This window comes from Dysgonomonas sp. Shenzhen-Wh21, from assembly GCF_043392705.1.
In the GTDB taxonomy this organism is placed as follows: domain Bacteria; phylum Bacteroidota; class Bacteroidia; order Bacteroidales; family Dysgonomonadaceae; genus Dysgonomonas.
The window spans coordinates 18321-36534 of record NZ_JAIXHZ010000036.1 but is presented as its reverse complement, the minus strand read 5'-3'; the positions used below and the strand labels follow the sequence as shown (position 1 = coordinate 36534).

Annotated in this window: 18 protein-coding genes; 8 read left to right on the top strand and 10 right to left on the bottom strand. The window is 36.6% G+C overall.

From position 1 onward, the window contains the following. Positions 1–3: 3 nt before the first annotated feature. From trpC to trpA, 3 genes are read left to right on the top strand one after another with little or no spacing between them, the layout of a single operon-like run. Positions 4–786, top strand: coding sequence for an indole-3-glycerol phosphate synthase TrpC (gene trpC, locus LDB17_RS01830; RefSeq protein ID WP_252638221.1), 783 nt, complete (start codon positions 4–6; stop codon positions 784–786). Beyond that, the gene (locus tag LDB17_RS01825; RefSeq protein ID WP_252638222.1) at positions 783–1406 is read left to right on the top strand and encodes a phosphoribosylanthranilate isomerase; all 624 of its coding nucleotides are present in this window, start codon (positions 783–785) and stop codon (positions 1404–1406) included. The genes trpC and LDB17_RS01825 overlap by 4 nt, the downstream gene beginning before the upstream one ends. Next, positions 1399–2172 carry a tryptophan synthase subunit alpha gene (gene trpA, locus LDB17_RS01820; protein WP_252638223.1) on the top strand — a complete coding sequence of 258 codons (774 nt, stop codon included), beginning with the start codon at positions 1399–1401 and terminating at the stop codon, positions 2170–2172. The genes LDB17_RS01825 and trpA overlap by 8 nt, the downstream gene beginning before the upstream one ends. Before the next feature lie 60 nt (positions 2173–2232). Here trpA and LDB17_RS01815 read toward each other — a convergent pair whose 3' ends face one another. Further along, entirely contained in the window at positions 2233–3426 is a 1194-nt protein-coding gene (locus LDB17_RS01815) for an outer membrane beta-barrel protein (RefSeq protein ID WP_252638224.1), read from the bottom strand. Between the two features lie 147 nt (positions 3427–3573). On the opposite strand from LDB17_RS01815, the gene LDB17_RS01810 reads away from it, so the two are divergent. From LDB17_RS01810 to mazG, 3 genes are all read left to right on the top strand, one after another. Beyond that, entirely contained in the window at positions 3574–5220 is a 1647-nt protein-coding gene (locus LDB17_RS01810; RefSeq protein ID WP_252638225.1) for a phosphoethanolamine transferase, read from the top strand. Positions 5221–5372: 152 nt separating this feature from the next. Further along, positions 5373–7409: a cytochrome c biogenesis protein CcdA gene (locus LDB17_RS01805; RefSeq protein ID WP_252638226.1), complete on the top strand. Its 2037-nt coding sequence runs from the start codon at positions 5373–5375 to the stop codon at positions 7407–7409. 46 nt (positions 7410–7455) lie between these two features. Beyond that, positions 7456–8238 (top strand): nucleoside triphosphate pyrophosphohydrolase, encoded by a 783-nt coding sequence (mazG, locus tag LDB17_RS01800; protein WP_252638323.1) that lies wholly within the window; start codon positions 7456–7458, stop codon positions 8236–8238. 82 nt (positions 8239–8320) lie between these two features. Here the strand turns inward: mazG and LDB17_RS01795 are convergent, their stop codons facing one another. The 8 genes from LDB17_RS01795 to LDB17_RS01760 form a co-directional block, all read right to left on the bottom strand. Further along, a complete protein-coding gene (locus LDB17_RS01795; RefSeq protein ID WP_252638227.1) occupies positions 8321–8788 on the bottom strand; it encodes a DUF4252 domain-containing protein in 468 nt (155 codons plus the stop codon). Then, positions 8785–9345: a hypothetical protein gene (locus tag LDB17_RS01790; RefSeq protein WP_252638228.1), complete on the bottom strand. Its 561-nt coding sequence runs from the start codon at positions 9343–9345 to the stop codon at positions 8785–8787. The genes LDB17_RS01795 and LDB17_RS01790 overlap by 4 nt, the downstream gene beginning before the upstream one ends. Further along, on the bottom strand, positions 9342–9839 hold the full coding sequence (locus LDB17_RS01785) for an RNA polymerase sigma factor (protein ID WP_252638229.1): 498 nt from the start codon (positions 9837–9839) through the stop codon (positions 9342–9344). Before LDB17_RS01785 ends, LDB17_RS01790 begins: the two co-directional genes overlap by 4 nt. Before the next feature lies 1 nt (position 9840). Continuing rightward, entirely contained in the window at positions 9841–10344 is a 504-nt protein-coding gene (locus tag LDB17_RS01780; RefSeq protein WP_252638230.1) for a DUF4252 domain-containing protein, read from the bottom strand. Positions 10345–10394: 50 nt separating this feature from the next. After that, positions 10395–10865, bottom strand: coding sequence for a DUF4252 domain-containing protein (locus LDB17_RS01775; RefSeq protein ID WP_252638231.1), 471 nt, complete (start codon positions 10863–10865; stop codon positions 10395–10397). A gap of 181 nt (positions 10866–11046) precedes the next feature. Then, on the bottom strand, positions 11047–11868 hold the full coding sequence (locus tag LDB17_RS01770; RefSeq protein ID WP_252638232.1) for an META domain-containing protein: 822 nt from the start codon (positions 11866–11868) through the stop codon (positions 11047–11049). Between the two features lie 416 nt (positions 11869–12284). Beyond that, complete coding sequence (locus tag LDB17_RS01765) at positions 12285–12824, bottom strand: 1-acyl-sn-glycerol-3-phosphate acyltransferase (protein ID WP_006842186.1); 540 nt, start codon at positions 12822–12824, stop codon at positions 12285–12287. After that, positions 12824–13105, bottom strand: coding sequence for a hypothetical protein (locus LDB17_RS01760; protein ID WP_252638233.1), 282 nt, complete (start codon positions 13103–13105; stop codon positions 12824–12826). Before LDB17_RS01760 ends, LDB17_RS01765 begins: the two co-directional genes overlap by 1 nt. Positions 13106–13257: 152 nt before the next feature. Between LDB17_RS01760 and LDB17_RS01755 the strand changes: the two genes are divergently transcribed. Both LDB17_RS01755 and glgP read left to right on the top strand, forming a co-directional pair. Continuing rightward, a complete protein-coding gene (locus LDB17_RS01755) occupies positions 13258–14910 on the top strand; it encodes a glycogen/starch synthase (RefSeq protein ID WP_252638234.1) in 1653 nt (550 codons plus the stop codon). Between the two features lie 144 nt (positions 14911–15054). After that, positions 15055–17640: an alpha-glucan family phosphorylase gene (glgP, locus tag LDB17_RS01750; protein WP_252638235.1), complete on the top strand. Its 2586-nt coding sequence runs from the start codon at positions 15055–15057 to the stop codon at positions 17638–17640. Positions 17641–17722: 82 nt separating this feature from the next. Here glgP and LDB17_RS01745 read toward each other — a convergent pair whose 3' ends face one another. After that, positions 17723–18214, bottom strand: a complete 492-nt coding sequence (locus LDB17_RS01745; protein ID WP_252638236.1) for a hypothetical protein — start codon at positions 18212–18214, stop codon at positions 17723–17725.

The window sequence follows — 18214 nt, the reverse complement described above, 5'->3', positions numbered from 1 at the left end:
GATATGACTAGTATTTTAGATAAGATAATTGCAAACAAACGGTTGGAAGTAGAAAGAAATAAAAAAGAAACTTCTATCAACGAGTTAGAAAAAAGATTATCGACAATCACTACTCCTGCCTCTTTTAAAGAAGCTATCAAGAATTCAAGAACAGGAATTATTGCGGAATTTAAGCGTCGTTCACCTTCTCGTAACTGGATTTTTAAAGATGCAAAAATAGAAGATGTAATTCCTCTATACTCCCAAAACGGTGCTAGTGCAATATCTGTACTTACCGACATGGATTTCTTTGGAGGGGAATTAGCTGATCTAGAATTAGCCGGAAGTCTTACAAAAACGCCATTATTACGTAAAGATTTCGTAGTGGATGAATACCAATTGTATCAGGCTAAAATATCGGGAGCCAGTGCCATATTACTGATTGCCTCAGCTCTGACGATAGATGAAACGAAACAACTGGCACAGAAAGCAAAGGAACTACACCTTGATGTTTTGTTGGAAATTCATAATGAGCAGGAACTTCATCATATCAATGATAAAGTAGACGTTGTAGGGGTCAACAACCGCAATCTGGGAACCTTTGTTACAGATATACAAATCTCTTTTGACTTGGCAGATAAGATACCGAGCGACTTTATTAAGATATCCGAAAGTGGTATATCTGAACCTCAAACAGTCATCGATCTGCAACAGACAGGATATAAAGGATTCCTGATGGGAGAAAATTTTATGAAAACAAGTAATCCGGGGAAAGCATTGGAAGACTTTATAAACCAATTGGCATGAAGATAAAAGTCTGCGGGATGAAATATCCTGAGAATATACAGGAGTTAAACAAATTACCTATTGATTATATGGGTATGATATTCTATCAGAAATCACCCCGCTATATCGATTATCAACTATGGCAAGACGTAGGGAATATAGACTCTAGTAATATCAAAAGAGTAGGCGTATTTGTGAATTCAGGAATAGATTTCATCGTTGAAATGATTGACAAATATAAGTTAGACTTAATCCAATTGCACGGAAACGAATCTCCAAACTTTTGTAGCGAGTTAAACAAGTTTATGCCTATAATTAAAGCTTTCTGTATTTCCGAGTCTTATGACTTTGAACAGACTAAAGCATACGAGGGGCTTCGGGGATATTTCTTATTCGATACCAAAACCCCACAATATGGCGGTTCAGGGAAAAAATTCGATTGGGCAATACTAGATACTTATAATGGAGATACTCCATTTTTCCTTAGTGGAGGGATATCAGCTGAAGACATTCAGCAAATGAAAGCAATAAAGCACCCTCGGCTATATGGAGTAGACCTTAATAGCAAATTTGAAATAGAACCGGGGTTAAAAGACATACAACTACTTGATCAATTTATAAAACAACTGAGAAATGAATAGAATAAAGCAACTGTTTGAAAAGAAACAAAAGAATATATTATCCATCTATTTTACTGCAGGGTTTCCGCAATTAGATGATACCTGCAATGTTATTCGCGAATTAGAATCAAACGGTATGGACCTGATAGAAATAGGCATTCCATTTTCAGACCCGATGGCTGATGGCCCGACTATTCAGGAAAGTGGAACAATTGCTCTTCGCAATGGCATGACATTAAAGGTCTTGTTCGAACAAATGAAAGACATCCGTAGCGAGGTAACGATACCTCTCATCCTGATGGGTTATCTCAATCCGATTATGCAATATGGTTTTGAGAACTTTTGCAAACAATGCAAAGAAACAGGTATAGACGGAGCTATCATTCCCGATCTGCCATTCAATGACTATATATCTCAATATAAACCAATAGCAGACAGATACGATATAAAAATAGTTATGCTCATCACCCCTGAAACATCAGATGAGCGTATTCGCCTGATAGATGAACATACCGATGGCTTTATCTACATGGTTTCGTCTGCGTCTACTACTGGTGCACAGAGTAATTTTGATGATAAAAAGCAAGCTTATTTCCGAAAAATAAACGAAATGAATCTTCGCAATCCCCGTTTGATTGGATTCGGTATATCTAACAAAGCTACGTTAGAAGCAGCACAAGGGAATGCTAGTGGAGCAATTATCGGAAGTAAATTTATCACATTACTAAAAGAAAGTGCCAATATAAAAGAGGCAGTAAAAGCTCTAAAAGAAGCGTTGAACAAATAAAAAATCCTTTACTTATAGGACTATGTATAAGTAAAGGATTTTTTATTTCGTATTATCCCATTAGAAGGTATATCCTAAAACTATGTTATAGGATTTGAATCGATCATTATAGTTTTCTTTTGATGTATCTTCTTTCAGATATCGTTCCATTGAAGCCTGAACAAAGACAGAATGTTTGTTTTTCAGCATATAAGATGCTCCTATATTAAGATAACAACCTACAAATGGGCTTCGAAGTTCGTATTTTTGCCAATTATCAGACCATTCGCTAACCATAAATTTACTGTCGTCCCCCAGCAAGTTTGTATAAGCTATTCCGGCACCTATCATTGGCTGTATTTTGTTTAATGAAAATTTGTACTCTGCACCTAACTTTCCTGTAATAATTATAGCTTTCAATTTGAATTCTGATTCTCCATCAAGAAAATATGGAAGAGCTTGAGAAAAAGAAAAACGCGAAAAAGACATATCCAATTGCAAGGCAAATGATCTAGACCAGCGAGGATTAAACAATTTCATCTTTCCTCCTATAACAGGTTGCATTCTGTTAAGGGTAGAGTAGCTATATCCCGAATAACTATTCAAAGAATAAGTTTGTAGCTGTACTCCTGCATAAACAGAGAATGCCGTTTTGATAGAATTTTCATCCGGATGCTTATTTTCAAAGATAACGCATTCTTCTCCCGTAGTACATACTTTATCATGATATGTTTTTGCTATTTCAATAAAAGTCTTTTGACTAAAATCCATCTTATTCAAATTATTCACAATAGATGGATAATCATTAAAATAATAGCTAATAAAATTCTTATATTTATTATCCAGAATAATACGTCGATCCCTTTCAACATCTGGCACTTTCGAGATTTCTATCATCTTACCATCTTTCTCGAAGAAAAAGTATTTTTTAGCAGTCGTATCATAGTAATAAAGGTTCATCACACCTTCTACAAGATATTCTAGAAAGAATTTCTGGGGAATACTATCTATTGTCACGTCACGTGTTACATAATATTTTCCTTCATCTGAGAATCTATAACCAGCAATATCACCAGGATAATATGTTTTTTCAGCCTGCTCAGATTTGAATGTACATCGTGTTGCATTTATGGCATCCGTCCTAAAATCGATCAAGCCAGATATTGTATCGTTATCATTGGTTATAACATAGCCTTTTTTATAATTATTTTGGGCATTAAGAGAGGCTAACAATACTAAAGAAATAAATGGGCATAAAAATAATTTCTTTTTCATAAATTCAGTTTTTCATAGTGTAAAATGTTAAAATAGGAAGCGAATGTATTAAAAAATTAAATAAAAAAGAACATCTTTTAATATAAATTTCATAGCAAAAAATAATATCTTTGCTCATCAACTTAAGCACGACTTTTTACCCCGTTAATGACTAAGATTAAAGAATATACAAAGTGGATAGGAAAACTTATATACAGATATAAATTTACTATACTGGCTCTAATATATATTGGTCTGATAGCCTTTCTGCCTATCGATTTAGCGCCCAGTGTTCCGATGGCCATACATGCAGCTTCATTCCTATTCGTCCTAAATATATTAGCCAAGACCAAATACACATTTATAATTACATTTATACTCGCATTTATACTTACGTTCAATGCCTATTTCGCATTTGTCTTAGGGAGCGATATTTCGCTGGATATGATGGCTTCGATATTCGAAACGCATACGACAGAAGCTGCGAGTATGCTGAAAGGTGGAGTAGTGATCGGTGGTCTGATAGCATTAACTACGACAACTCTTCTTCTGTGGTTATCCGAAAAAGAACTTAAGGAAGCTAGGCTCTCTATAAAATGGTCTTTAATCGGATTATTGATTTATATCTTTTTATTTCTACCATTTGTCTGCTATAAACGCATCGCTTACGAATATCAAGAAGACCTGTTTACAGAATTCCCTATTCGGGTAGGGCAAGATAAAGTAAATATGTATGCACCGATTCTCTATGGCAATATAGCAACAATTATAGCTTACCAAGAAGAGATGGCGCAACTACGAAAGTTCTCTGATCAGAGTAGTAAAAAGCTTCCCGAAGGATTACTACTCAGCGATACAGTACAAAAACCCGAAAAAATATATATTGTTATCGGAGAGAGTGCCTATCGCAAACATCTTTCTCTGTACGGTTATCCGATAAAAACAACTCCGTTTTTGGATAGCTTGGCACAGACTACACCCTCCTCTATAAATTACTATGATGGTATTGCGGCAGCAGCTTTTACACGAAATGCTTTACGAATAGCCTTGTCTTTTGCATCGCCAACAGATATGACCCCGTTTTATCAAGAGAAAACACTTATAAACCTAGCAAATGATGCGGGATATGAAACTTATTGGTTGTCTAATCAAGGAGCGTCGGGGATTCAAGATTCTTATTTAGGTTATTTAGCTGCCGGAACAAACAAAGCGGTATTTACTAAAGGAGGGTATCTAGCTAATGACGATTTCGATCTTATCCCGATACTAAAAGAAGAGCATAAACCCGGTAAAAAACAGTTCTTTATTATACATCTGGTAGGAAGCCATAATAACTATTCGGATAGGTATGATAATATAGATGCCGAAGCAATACCAAGCTCGGGTTCATCCCTGCAAACAGACTACGACCGTTCTATACATCATACCGACAGGGTAATGCGTGAAATATACAAGGTGATGCAACAAGACTCCACGGCTGTCTTTTTCCACTTTTCGGATCATGGAGAGATACTAGGTAAAGGACACGGCCCTTGGAAAAATGGTATTGCCCAATATGATATTCCACTTATAACCATACAGAAGAACGAAAGTAGGATTAATTCCGTAATGGATAAATACATTGATCCTGTAACCAAGCTGATCAACAATTCGAGCACAATATATGTACTGGCTGAGATGATGGGATATATTATACCACAGAAGTACGTAGACAAATCTATTGAGGACGGACGCTATGTGCGCCATAGCGACCAAAGCTATTCTCCATATTCAGAAATAAAAGAAGAACCCGAATATATCAAGTTTAAGTATTAATTAATAAAAAATAAAGACTATTACGATAAGTAAATATCTATAAATATAAATAAGTAAATTAATCATAAAAGCAATTGGGCTATCTATCTATATAGAGTCTTTTTACTAACTTTGGACTTCTTATTTTAAAATAATTCGTATAGATACTTTCTATGAAAAAAATATCATTTTTATTTTTCCTATCAATCGTTCTGTCAGTATCGCTTTATGCGCAACAACCTGCGTCGTGGACAACCAAGCTTGTTGATAAAGGAAACGGAGAAGTTGAATTAACAACAACTTTTCGAATAGATCCTACATGGCATATTTTTGACATAACTATTCCCGAAAATGGACCGATGCCCACAACGATATCAATCGATAAGCTGAAGGGTGCAACTAAAATCGGTAATCTGCAAGCAGTCAACTCCAAGTTGAAGAAAAAATATGACGACATATTTCAGATGGAGTATGGCTATTATGAGAATCAGGCTACTTTTGTTCAAAAACTTAAAATAACCGACAAAGCTGCTTTTGCTCTCGAAGGTGATTTTCGTGGACAGGTATGTAGCGAGATTGACGGGCAGTGTATTCCAATAAAAATTGATCTGGATTTCAAATCAAAAGATTTACCGGCTACAGTTATTGCAGCTAAAGCAGGCGAATCCGATAGTGCCTCTGAAGGATTATCAGCCGAACAAGTTCAAGCCGACAGCTTATCTTCATCGGTATCAAGTACTACAGCAAACGTAAGTAGCGAAGAACTTTGGACACCTGTAATAAGCGAACTGAAAGCTTATGGTGCTGCGGGTGATACCTCAGACATGTCTCTCCTTTGGATTTTCTTGGGAGGTTTTGGCGGTGGGCTTATTGCCCTACTTACACCTTGTGTATGGCCGATGCTACCTATGACCGTCAGTTTTTTCCTTAAACGAAATAAGAAAAACAAAGGAAAAGCAATAAAAGATGCGATTACCTACGGAGTGGGAATTATCATTATATATGTTACCCTCGGATTATTAATAACCGGAATATTTGGAGCCAGTGCTCTGAATGATTTAGCTACGAGTGCCATATTCAATCTGTTATTCTTTGCTTTGTTGGTTGTATTTGCCATATCATTCTTCGGTGCATTCGAGATGGTTTTACCGTCTTCATGGACGAACAAAATGGATCAGAAAGCCGATTCTACAACAGGTGTTATCAGTATTTTCTTCATGGCTTTTACACTAGCACTCGTTTCATTCTCTTGTACCGGGCCTATCATAGGCACATTGTTGGTACAGGCTGCCGGGTCGGGTAGCATAATAGCTCCCGCAATCGGGATGTTGGGCTTTGCTGTAGCTTTGGCGATTCCATTCTCTCTATTTGCAATATTCCCTTCTTGGCTCGAAAGTATGCCGAAGTCGGGCGGATGGTTAAACTCAGTAAAAGTTGTATTAGGATTCTTAGAACTGGCGCTGGCACTGAAATTCTTATCAGTAGCCGACCTTGCATACAAATGGGGTATATTAGACCGTGAAGTATTTCTCGTATTATGGATTGTGATATTCGTTCTACTTGGAGTTTACTTATTAGGTAAATTGAAACTACCGCACGACAGTGATCTGAAATATGTATCTATTCCACGCTTACTTATGGCTATTGTTTCATTTGCTTTTGCGGTGTATATGGTTCCAGGGTTATGGGGTGCTCCTCTTAAAGCAATCAGTGCATTTGCACCACCATTATATACTCAGGACTTTAGCCTTTATAATGGAGTTGTTCATGCCAAATTTGAAGATTATGAGGCAGGCATGAAATATGCTCAGGAGAAAAACAAACCTGTTATTATAGACTTTTCGGGCTATGGCTGTGTAAACTGCCGCAAAATGGAGGCTTCTGTTTGGACAGACCCGCGTGTAAAACAATTGCTTGACGAAGAGTATGTACTCATCACCCTGATGGTAGACGACAAAACCAAATTGAGTGAAGTGATGGAAGTTCAGGAAAACGGTAAGACTACAAAATTGAGAACTATTGGTGACAAATGGAGTTATCTGCAACGACATAAATTTGCGACAAACTCTCAGCCTTATTATGTTCTTTTAGACCATGCCGGAAAACCAATAGGACCATCATACGCATACGATGAAGATGTAAATAAATACATCGAATTCCTGAAAAAAGGATTGGATAATTTCAAAAAGAAAAAAGAAGAAGTAAAATAAAATGAAAGCAGGCAGCAGCCTGCTTTCTCTAAATTTATATACGATGATGCATACAAGAGAACAAAAAATGGAAGCCTTTGGACGTTTGCTCGATATCATGGATGAGTTGCGGGTAAAGTGTCCGTGGGATGCAAAACAGACAAATGAGAGCTTGCGTACCAATACGATAGAAGAGGTTTATGAACTTTGCGAAGCCATTATTCAGAATAGTGATGAGGCTATCAAAAAAGAGCTCGGAGATGTTTTGTTACATGTTATATTTTATGCAAAAATCGGCGAAGAGAAAGGAACATTCGATGTAGCTGATGTATGTCATTCTTTGTGTGACAAATTAATATATCGTCATCCTCATGTATTCGGAGATGATGCTGCGAAAACAGCGGGAGAGGTTGAAAAATCGTGGGAACAACTAAAACTAAAAGAAAAGGGAGGAAACAAAACCATTCTTGAAGGTGTTCCGGCATCATTACCATCTATTGCAAAGGCTCACCGTATACAAGATAAAGCTCGCAACGCAGGATTCGACTGGGAAAACCGAGAAGACGTTTGGTATAAAGTTTCTGAGGAGCTTCAAGAGTTGAAAAACGAAATATCAAAAATGGATGAAGATAAAACAGAAGCTGAATTCGGAGATATGTTTTTTAGCCTCATTAATGCAGCTCGTTTGTATAAAGTCAATCCGGATAATGCTCTGGAACGTACCAATCAGAAGTTTATACACCGCTTCAATTACATAGAACAAGAAGCAAAAAAGCAGAATAAGAATTTAAAAGATATGACCTTAGCCGAGATGGATGCTTTATGGAATCAGGCTAAAGAGATGGAATAATCTCCATAAAAGGATTTAACTATCTGATATAAATAAAAAAGACGCATTTTGTAAAATGCGTCTTTTTTGATAGTATATCTTTCTATTTATCTTTATCCATTACTTTTTTGATATCTTCCATCGTAAAACTACCTACGATACGAATAATAGTACATTCGGTATTTTGACTTATAACCATTACCAAGTCTTTGAATTTGTTGTTACCGTCTTTCTGTGCATAAAAATTGATTATCTGATCGCTCTCTCTTACAGACATCAAAGATTCGAATGCCTTATTCTTCTTCAAAGACTCAGCTTCAAGCATCATCTGTTTGACAGAGTTTTTGTTTTCGCTGGTGTATATTTCGAGTTGTTCCAACTTATTTGCCAAACCTTTTACATTCATACCTCCGGTATCCATATTCGGAACCATAGACAGAAGAGCTTTAGAAATGTATACAGTTGTGATATCCTTGTTGTTAGAGAATCTTTCAAACATTTTATCTTGTGCCTGAACAGCTACAATGCTGAGCATAAACACAAATGCTGTTAGTAATCCTTTTAATTTCATGATTCTTTATCTTTTTTTCTGTTGAAAGTTTTATTTAATATTTCGTTTGTTTTATCCAGATTTGTTGATACTAAAGCCAGTTGATCCATACCTTTATTGAACTTCGACGATAACAAGACTAGTGCTTCTTGCGCTTCCTTTATCTTTTGTTCGTCAGCCTTGTCGATAGTCTTATCAATGGTCTGAGCTATAGGTGCCGTTGTTGCCTTTTCCTGTTTATTGAAATATATGCCTGCTGTGATTAATATAGCTATACCCGCGGCGATGCTTCCTGCCCACCTCAGTATATATTTCTTCTTTGATGCAGGTTTTAGTTCTACCTTCACTGTTTCTTTTGCTGCTAGTTCATCTATCAGAGTGCCTAGCTTCGCTTCTAAATGAAGAGGAACGTCAATAGGCTCGGATTTGTATAAGTCGAGAAATAAATCCCTTTCTTTTAGCAATTCTTCCGCAATATCTTCACTCTGAAAATAACTTAGCAATAGCTTTTCTTCTTCTATTGTAGTCTCTCCATTGTAAAAAGCTTCGACTAATTTTTTTATTTCGCTTGTCTTCATCTTTGTTCTATTTTAGAGTATTGCTCTCTTATCGTTTTCCTTGCTCTGGATAGTATAACCCGTATGTTTCCGGGGCTTATTCCGGTAATGTTTTCTATTTCTTCATCGGTATATCCATCCCAGTGCTTCATCATTATCACCTGCCGTTGCTGATCGGGTAGCTTATTTATCAGATCTTTTACATATGCAGCGTCATCCTGTATTTCCAATTGCTTAGACAGAGATGAGCTCTCGGGTATTTCGGTGTCGTATGACGTATGATAGTCATTCTTTGCTTTTCTCAGGTAATCGAGACAAGTGTTGCGAACGATGATAATGGCAAAGCCTTCTGTATTTTCGATCTGCTCCAATTCGTCTTTCTTGTTCCAGAGCTTGATGAACGTTTCTTGCACTATGTCTTCTGCATTGGCTGTATCCTGTACTATTCGGTATGCTATTCGGTATAACTTCTGATGATATGGTAGAAACACTTTTTTAAAAGTTTCTGCATCCATCTCATTTGTTTTTATTTTGTTCTTTAAGTATTTCCGTCAGATCCGATTCGGTAAGGTTGCCGGACATCTTTACAATCACAGCATCTTCATTATCTAATACCAGAATGTATACACCGGTAAATAAGTCACCTTCTTTGTGCGAGATAATTTTCACATTGTCGTCGGCTTCATTCACAGATAGTAGGGTTGCATATCCATTTCCATCTTTGAAACTTTGAATACCTTCCAGAAATTTAGTTTTTACCTCAGGACTATATTTTTCAATAGCAAGAACTTCTATAGAGTCTATCTTTTGCATGAATGCCGGCATTTTGGAAACCATTTGCCCGGTTGAATCAGCAGTCATGGCTGCCTTCATCGACATATCGAGCATAGAGCGATCTACTAATTGTCGTTGTACACCTTCTTGTTTCGAAAACTCAGACATAAAACCATTCAAGTCTTGAGCATAAGTGAATTGTACTGCAACGAAGGTCAATACTAAAGAAAAAATATACTTTTTCATAATGTTCTGTTTTTTTATTTATAATTGTGTTTACGTAATTTTAATAGATGCTATTTGTCGTATTTCTGAACTAATTGGGTCAGATCCTCTTCTTTTATTTTACCCGAAAACTTCACTATAGTCGGGTCGTTTGCACTCATACAAAGTATAACCATGTCGCTTATTGTATTGTTTTTCTTTTTCATCATAATGCGTACATTATCATCTTTGTCTTTAGCCATGAGCAGCGTTTCGTAACCGTCCCCATCTTTTAATTTCGCCATTTGGTCGGTTAGATTTTGCTTTACAGAAGAGTTGCAGCTTGATAGGTCATATACTTCCATCGAATGTATTCCTCTGGCAACCGGCATATCACCCACTCCTCCGAATGCTTTTCCTAAAGTCATCATAAAAGGTCCGATTTTAACGGTTTCAATGTTTTCTACTTTAGATAAGTTATCCATCAACTTGTTTAAACTTTGGCCGTATGCTATCTGGCCCAACGCAATAGTTAATACTAGACAAATTAAATACTTTTTCATAAATGTTTTTATATTTGAGTCGTTATAAATTTGTTAGATGTGCGCTTTCATCCACTTTCTATTACTAAGACGAAACAACCCAAAAATTTGTTACAGTGAAAATGTAAAAAAAGTATTGAATAAAAAAAAGAGCTGTATTCTACTTAAATACAGCTCCATATTATCTTGTTTTTATCGTTATTTATTTATCGCCTGTGTCTTTTGTAAATTCCAATACAACTTTGCCTTCGCTCAAAAAGGTGAGTTTATCTCCTGTTAAAGCTGCTTGTAGAGGTGTAGACAATTTAGAAAGAAATAGAGATTCGCCTTTTAAGCTCGGACATGCCATTTTGGTCGACATGGCAGGGCCAAATCTGATCGTGTTTTCTTCTAAAGTGAAAGTGCTGCGATAGGTATTACATCCCGCATTACCAAAAACTTTACCGTCTGTTGTTATTTCCATCGAGGCTAGTTTGTCGGGGAATAATGCTGCCATGTCTTCCCCTTCGATAGAACTCAAAGTCCATTTTCCTGATATATTATCAACATTAACAATGTTTGTTACTTCCGAAGTGGCTGTTTTTTGAGACTTTTCGAACTCTAATAATACATTTTTTCCTTCCGAAAATGTCAGTTGCCCTTCTTTTGATAGAGAAACCACAAGGTTAGGAGTTGATAAAGCTGCTAAAAACTCAGATTCCTTATTCGCATGCATACATGCCATCATAGTAGATGCTAATTGAGGCGCAGAAAATATATTTTTTTCACTCAATGTAAAACCTCCTGTATAACGATTACAACCTCCACTACCAGATAGCAGGTTTTTCGAAAAATCAAAATTTATATTCGGAAGTTCTCCCGAAAATGCTGTTTGTGCAGCTTCTCCTTTGAGCGTTTTTAAAACCCAAGGACCACCTTCTAGTTGAGCTTTTTCGATAGGTTTTACAGAATTACAACTTTGAATAACGAAAGCTAAAGTAAGAAGTGTAACAAAAAAGGTTGCTGATTTTAAAAAGTGTTTCATAATGTTTATCTTTTAATTTTGTCAATATTTATGTAGTTTTTTCTTTATGATTAATATTCTATATTGAATTATCCTCCGGAATTATACATATAAATAAAGCAATGTATATACGCATATTCATTTATATTGTAAATTATCTTTTAGACGGAAATAGAGTCGGTTCGTTGCATGCACACCTGTTTTATAAATCACCAAGACTTTGTTTTTACAATATAAATTTAAGGTCATGTATATAAATAAACAGTATTTAAGGTGTTATGTTCAAACGTTTATTGGGGGGTGATTTTTGATTATATTTCACTCAAGCCTAAATTAAAAATGAGATTAAGAAACAAGAACAAACAAAAAACTCTGACTTAAATGTTTAAGCCAGAGTTTTAAAAATAATAAATATTTTTGTTTTGTTATCCTTTTTCTTATATCGAGAAGTGTTCGGGACGACGAGCTACTACATCTTTGTAAAGGGCTTTTATTTTGGCAATATCTCCTTCTACATCACCAGTAGGCATTATTATCTGCTTGAAGTTTGCCTCCTTCTTGCCATAGTCAAGAGCTGCAATTACAATAGGCACATCGGCTTCCATAGCTATAAAATAAAAGCCTTTTTTCCACTCAGAGTTGGCTTTTCTAGTGGCTTCAGGTGTTATGGCTAGTTGAAAATTTTCTCTTTTAGAATATATTTCTGCCATCTGCTCTGTTAGTGATGACTTTCTGGAACGGTCGACAGGAATCCCTCCCAACAATTTGAATAATAGATTCATGGGAAAGAAAAACCATTCTTTTTTAATCAGGAAGGATGCTTTTCGTCCCATCGCTTTATAAACAATCAATCCCAATGGTAGATCCCAGTTACTGGTATGTGGGGCAACACATATAACACATTTGTCTGGTAAATTATTCAGACCTGTAATCTTCCAACCTATAAGGCGGAGGATAAAATTACATATACTTTTCATTAACCTAAAGATTCTATTTCTTTGGCAATAGAGTTGATCTGCTCTTTGAAATCAGCTTTAACCTTTTTGTAATAAGTTTTTACTCTGCCTTTAACTTCTTTTCCCTCGTTTACATTCACTCTCTTCAGAAATTCTTCCTGAGTTTCTACTATTCGGGTTATTACTTTATCTGCAGCTGCCTGGTCAGCATCTATTACAAATACTTTGTAAAATACACAGTCAGTATATAATAAATCTATTGATTCGTTTATACTTTTTTTAAGCTTTCTTCTACTACTCACAGTCAAAATATATTTATATGTTTATTATCTTTGTTACCTTTGCGGTTTCTAAAAGCGAGGGCAAAGTTACTAAAAAAAGAGAACGATAGCCCTTATTTGCTTTTATTTAATTCTATTTATTCATAAACGTAAGACACGAATTAGCATCATTTATGGCAAAGCGACTCAATAATCCTGATTATATTTTTGAAACAAGCTGGGAGGTATGTAACAAGGTTGGAGGCATTTACACCGTGCTGTCGACCAAAGCAAAAACAATGCAGGAAAAGTATAAAGACAGAACAATCTTCATCGGTCCTGATATTTGGAAAGAGACTACAAGCCCTTGGTTTCAAGAAGACAACAAGTTGTTTGCCGAATGGGTAAAGACAATTTCGATATACGATAGGTTGAAGGTAAGAGTCGGGAGATGGCTCGTTCCGGGTGAACCTATTGTGATACTTGTTGACTTTGAAAGCCTCTTTGCTCATAAAGATGAGATATATAGCTACATGTGGCACAAATTTGGGGTAGACTCTCTGCATGCGTACGGCGATTACGACGAAGCGTGTATGTTTGCCTATGCTACAGGTGCTATTATCGAAAGTTTCTATAGATATTATAATCTTGACAAAAAGAAAGTCATAGCACACTTCAACGAGTGGATGCTCGGGATAGGCGCACTCTATGTAAAAGATCGTTTGCCAAAAGTTGGCACACTGTTTACTACCCATGCTACATCCATCGGCCGCTCTATAGCAGGGAATGGCAAACCATTATACAACTATTTGTTTGCATACGATAGCGATCAGATGGCTCGTGAATTAAATATGCAAGCAAAGCATTCTGTGGAGAAAACGGCTGCTCAGGAAGTAGATTGTTTTACTACAGTGAGCGATATAACCGCTAAAGAATGCAAGCAATTACTTCACCGTGAACCTTTGGTAACACCAAATGGTTTTGAGAAAGACTTTATACCTGTTGGCGAAGAACACGAAGCCAAGCGTCTTGCAGCAAGAAAAAAACTAATCAATGTTACCGAAAAGTTATTAGGATATGATATACAAGAAGATGCCCTTCTGGTGGTAACAAGCGGACGTTATGAATACAGAAACAAGGGGCTTGATGTATTTATCGATGCTATGAATAGGTTGGAGCACATTAAGCAACTCGAAAAAGATGTGATTGCATTCATTATGGTTCCGGCGTGGATAGATACTCCCCGTACAGACCTGCAAGAAAGATTGAGCAAAAAGGGAACCCCTGATACATCATTGACCTTTCCTCATATTACTCACTGGCTGAAAAATATGAATAATGACTCTATCCTGAATCAAATTTCGTATTTGCGCCTACAGAACAGAAAGGAAGATAGAGTGAAAATTATCTTTGTTCCTTCATATCTGAATGGGAATGATGGGATTTTTAATATTCCTTACTATGACTTGTTGATAGGAATGGATGTATCTGTTTTCCCTTCATATTATGAGCCTTGGGGATATACGCCTCACGAAAGTATTGCTTTTTCAGTTCCTACTATTACTACATCTTTAGCCGGATTTGGCTTGTGGATGCGTAAAGAGGGAGATGAAAAAGGAATGGATGACGGAGCAGAAGTGGTAACCAGAGACGATTATAATTTTATAGAAGTATCAGAAGATATTTGTAACAGAGTGTTTGAAATGACGACCAAAAGTGCAGAGCAAGAACGTATCTTGCGTAAGGCTGCACTCGATAGGGCAGCATTGGCAGATTGGGGGCATTTTTTCAAATATTATGAAGAAGCCTATGATATAGCATTAGCTAAAGCTTCTGAAAGAAAGTAAATTAAACTTTGCAAACGTTTGCAGCTTTTATAAAAGTTATAATTAGGTAATATAACGATAAAGGTTGCTAAATATGTTATATTTGTATTTTTACAATTATACATAACAACATCAGATAATCACAAGTTTAAATATATAACATCTATGAGAATTAAAGCAAGTTATTCGAATAATCCTACATGGAGAAGTGCGCATACACAAGTGAACTTACCAAAAGAATTATTACCGCTTGAAAAAATTTCACGTAATTTATGGTGGGTATGGAACAATGAAGCTACTGATCTTTTCGCCGAATTTGATCCGGAACTTTGGAAAGATTCAGACAATAATCCGGTTCTATTGCTTCATAAATTATCTAATGAAAGAATAGAAGAGATTCTTAAAGACGCTACCTTAATGAATAAAGTAGATAACGTTATTAAGAAGTTCGATAAATATATGTCTCAAAAATTTGATACATCAAAACCGTCTGTTGCATATTTTAGTATGGAATATGGTTTTACTCATGTATTAAAGATATATTCGGGAGGCTTAGGCGTTTTGGCCGGAGACTATCTAAAAGAAGCAAGTGACAGTCATGTAGATCTTACAGGAGTGGGCTTCCTCTATCGTTACGGATATTTCTCCCAGTCTATTTCTCCTGACGGTCAGCAGGTAGCAAACTATGAGCCTCAAAACTTCGGAGACCTTCCTCTCGAGCCCGTGCTGAATGAGGATGGCAATCAGATGATTTTGGCTGTTCCGTATCCGGATAGAGATATATACGCAAATATATGGAAAGTGAATGTAGGGCGTATAAGCCTATACTTACTCGATACGGATATCGACTTGAATAGCGAGTATGACAAACCTATTACTCACCAATTATATGGTGGAGATTGGGAAAATCGTCTGAAACAAGAATATTTACTTGGCATCGGAGGTATCTTGTTGCTTAACAAATTAGGCATCAAAAAGGAAATCTATCATTGCAACGAAGGCCATGCAGCACTTATTAATGTACAGCGTTTGCTCGACCTGATCGAAGGAGAAGGTCTTACATTTAATCAAGCGTTAGAGGTTGTACGTGCTTCAGGTTTGTATACTGTGCATACTCCTGTTCCTGCAGGACACGACTATTTTGACGAAGGTCTTCTTGGTAAATATTTAGGAAACTATCCTGCACGGTTAGATATCTCTTGGCAAGACTTTGTAGACATGGGACGTGAGCATCCGGGAAGTGGTGAAAAATTCAGCATGAGTGTATTTGCGCTGAACACTTGTCTTGAGGCTAATGGAGTTAGTTATCTGCATGGTATTGTTTCTCGTCAGATGTTCCAGCCAGTTTGGCCGGCTTATTTCCCCGAAGAGTTACACGTAGGGCATGTAACAAACGGTGTTCATATGCCTACTTGGACAGCAAAAGAAATGAAGTTGTTGTATGAAAAAACATTTGACAAGAGTTTCTATGATGATCAGTCCAATCACGAAATCTGGGATAATATATATAGTGTAAAAGATGAAGAGCTATGGAATGTTCGTTCTATCTTGAAAAAACGTCTTATCAGCTATGTGCAGGAACAGATGAAAGAAGGCTGGATAAAGAGCCAGAAGGCTCCTTCAGCGATTTTCAATATTGTAGATAAAATCAACCCCGACGCATTACTCGTTGGATTTGGCCGTCGTTTTGCTACTTACAAACGTGCACATTTGCTGTTTACAGACCTTGACCGTTTGGCAAAGCTGGTAAATAATGAAAAATATCCAATCCAGTTCTTATACACAGGTAAGGCTCATCCTGCAGATGGAGCAGGGCAAGGCTTGATCAAACAGATTGTAGAAATATCACGCCGTCCTGAATTCCTTGGTAAGATAATCTTCCTTGAGAACTATGACATGCGTTTAGCGAAACGTTTAATTTCGGGAGTAGATATTTGGTTGAATACACCGACTCGTCCGCTTGAGGCTTCAGGTACATCAGGCGAAAAGGCTGAAATGAACGGAGTTCTTAACTTCTCTGTACTTGACGGATGGTGGTACGAAGGTTACAAAAAAGAAGCCGGCTGGTGCCTTACTGATAAACGTACTTATTCTAATCAGGCTTATCAAGATGAATTAGATGCAGCTGAGATCTATTCTACTTTCGAGAATGAGATATTACCTCTTTACTATGCACGTAACTCTAAAGGATATTCGCCTGAGTGGATACAGTTTATAAAGAACTCGATCGCTAATATTGCGCCTGAATATACAACTAAGCGAATGATTGATGATTACATCAAGAACTTCTATAAGCCTGAAAGAGAACGCATCAAACTGGTTACAGCAAATAACTATGCTAAGGCGAAAGAATTGGCAGCATGGAAAGAAGATACTGCCACTAATTGGGACAAGCTTGTAGTAGAGAAGATTACTTTCAATGGTCAGAATATAAAAGACGGAACTCCGCTTGCATCAAACAATTTTACTGAAGGTGAAAAGATTAAAGTGGAAGTTGTTATTGACAAGAGAGATATGAAAGGCGATTTGGGCATAGACTGTGTGCTTACCGAATATGATGCGGATAAGAAAACAGACAAGTTTATCTCTTCTCAAGACTTTAAGCTTATTAAGGCAGAGGGTTCGAAATTATATTTTGAATTGGATTCAATAGCCAAGATTCCGGGACTATGCAACTTTGCTTACCGTGTATATCCGAAGCATGCGGATATGGCACATCGTCAGGATTTTGCTTTTGTTCGTTGGATCTAATATAATAATATGAAAACAAAGCCCACTCCAAATGGAGTGGGCTTTGTTTATCTATAAAGAATCTTTCAAAATCATTTACACATCATTGTTCTTTTATTGTATATTCCCACAATAAAGTTTTAAATGTAGCTACTTGCCAAAAATCAGAAAAACTTTCATAACCCGGCTGGGTAGCTATCGCATCCCCTCCAATAATAGAGACACACAGATTTCCCAGGGAATCATAGACATTGCTATTAAAATCAAACATAGAATCTTTTAACTTGGAAGAACTTCCTGTAATAAACTCTCCATATCTGATTTCATAGTAATCTTCTCCTTTGTAAGCAAGCTGTTCAATAAAGCCTCCAAGATTTTTAGCTGACCCTCCATTGCTGGCATAGCGCACATCAACCTCTTTTTTAACAGTTTCTTTCTTTTCTTTTAGCCAACCAAGAGTATTAACTGGATTATTCTCGCTTGGATTAGTATATTCAACCAAGACCATTTCACCATCGTTATCATCACTACATCCAGCTACAGGCAAAAAAAGTATTATTGTAGCAAAAAACAGGAATAAGGTTATGTTTTTCAT

What these genes read in the sequence shown, in the direction of transcription:
- LDB17_RS01805 (WP_252638226.1), top strand. Translation starts at nt 5,373, where the DNA reads ATGAAAAAAATATCATTTTTATTTTTCCTATCAATCGTTCTGTCAGTA.
- LDB17_RS01795 (WP_252638227.1), bottom strand. Translation starts at nt 8,788, where the DNA reads ATGAAATTAAAAGGATTACTAACAGCATTTGTGTTTATGCTCAGCATT.
- LDB17_RS01765 (WP_006842186.1), bottom strand. Translation starts at nt 12,824, where the DNA reads ATGAAAAGTATATGTAATTTTATCCTCCGCCTTATAGGTTGGAAGATT.
- trpA (WP_252638223.1), top strand. Translation starts at nt 1,399, where the DNA reads ATGAATAGAATAAAGCAACTGTTTGAAAAGAAACAAAAGAATATATTA.
- glgP (WP_252638235.1), top strand. Translation starts at nt 15,055, where the DNA reads ATGAGAATTAAAGCAAGTTATTCGAATAATCCTACATGGAGAAGTGCG.
- LDB17_RS01770 (WP_252638232.1), bottom strand. Translation starts at nt 11,868, where the DNA reads ATGAAACACTTTTTAAAATCAGCAACCTTTTTTGTTACACTTCTTACT.
- LDB17_RS01790 (WP_252638228.1), bottom strand. Translation starts at nt 9,345, where the DNA reads ATGAAGACAAGCGAAATAAAAAAATTAGTCGAAGCTTTTTACAATGGA.
- LDB17_RS01755 (WP_252638234.1), top strand. Translation starts at nt 13,258, where the DNA reads ATGGCAAAGCGACTCAATAATCCTGATTATATTTTTGAAACAAGCTGG.
- trpC (WP_252638221.1), top strand. Translation starts at nt 4, where the DNA reads ATGACTAGTATTTTAGATAAGATAATTGCAAACAAACGGTTGGAAGTA.
- LDB17_RS01745 (WP_252638236.1), bottom strand. Translation starts at nt 18,214, where the DNA reads ATGAAAAACATAACCTTATTCCTGTTTTTTGCTACAATAATACTTTTT.
- mazG (WP_252638323.1), top strand. Translation starts at nt 7,456, where the DNA reads ATGCATACAAGAGAACAAAAAATGGAAGCCTTTGGACGTTTGCTCGAT.
- LDB17_RS01825 (WP_252638222.1), top strand. Translation starts at nt 783, where the DNA reads ATGAAGATAAAAGTCTGCGGGATGAAATATCCTGAGAATATACAGGAG.
- LDB17_RS01775 (WP_252638231.1), bottom strand. Translation starts at nt 10,865, where the DNA reads ATGAAAAAGTATTTAATTTGTCTAGTATTAACTATTGCGTTGGGCCAG.
- LDB17_RS01810 (WP_252638225.1), top strand. Translation starts at nt 3,574, where the DNA reads ATGACTAAGATTAAAGAATATACAAAGTGGATAGGAAAACTTATATAC.
- LDB17_RS01780 (WP_252638230.1), bottom strand. Translation starts at nt 10,344, where the DNA reads ATGAAAAAGTATATTTTTTCTTTAGTATTGACCTTCGTTGCAGTACAA.
- LDB17_RS01785 (WP_252638229.1), bottom strand. Translation starts at nt 9,839, where the DNA reads ATGGATGCAGAAACTTTTAAAAAAGTGTTTCTACCATATCATCAGAAG.
- LDB17_RS01815 (WP_252638224.1), bottom strand. Translation starts at nt 3,426, where the DNA reads ATGAAAAAGAAATTATTTTTATGCCCATTTATTTCTTTAGTATTGTTA.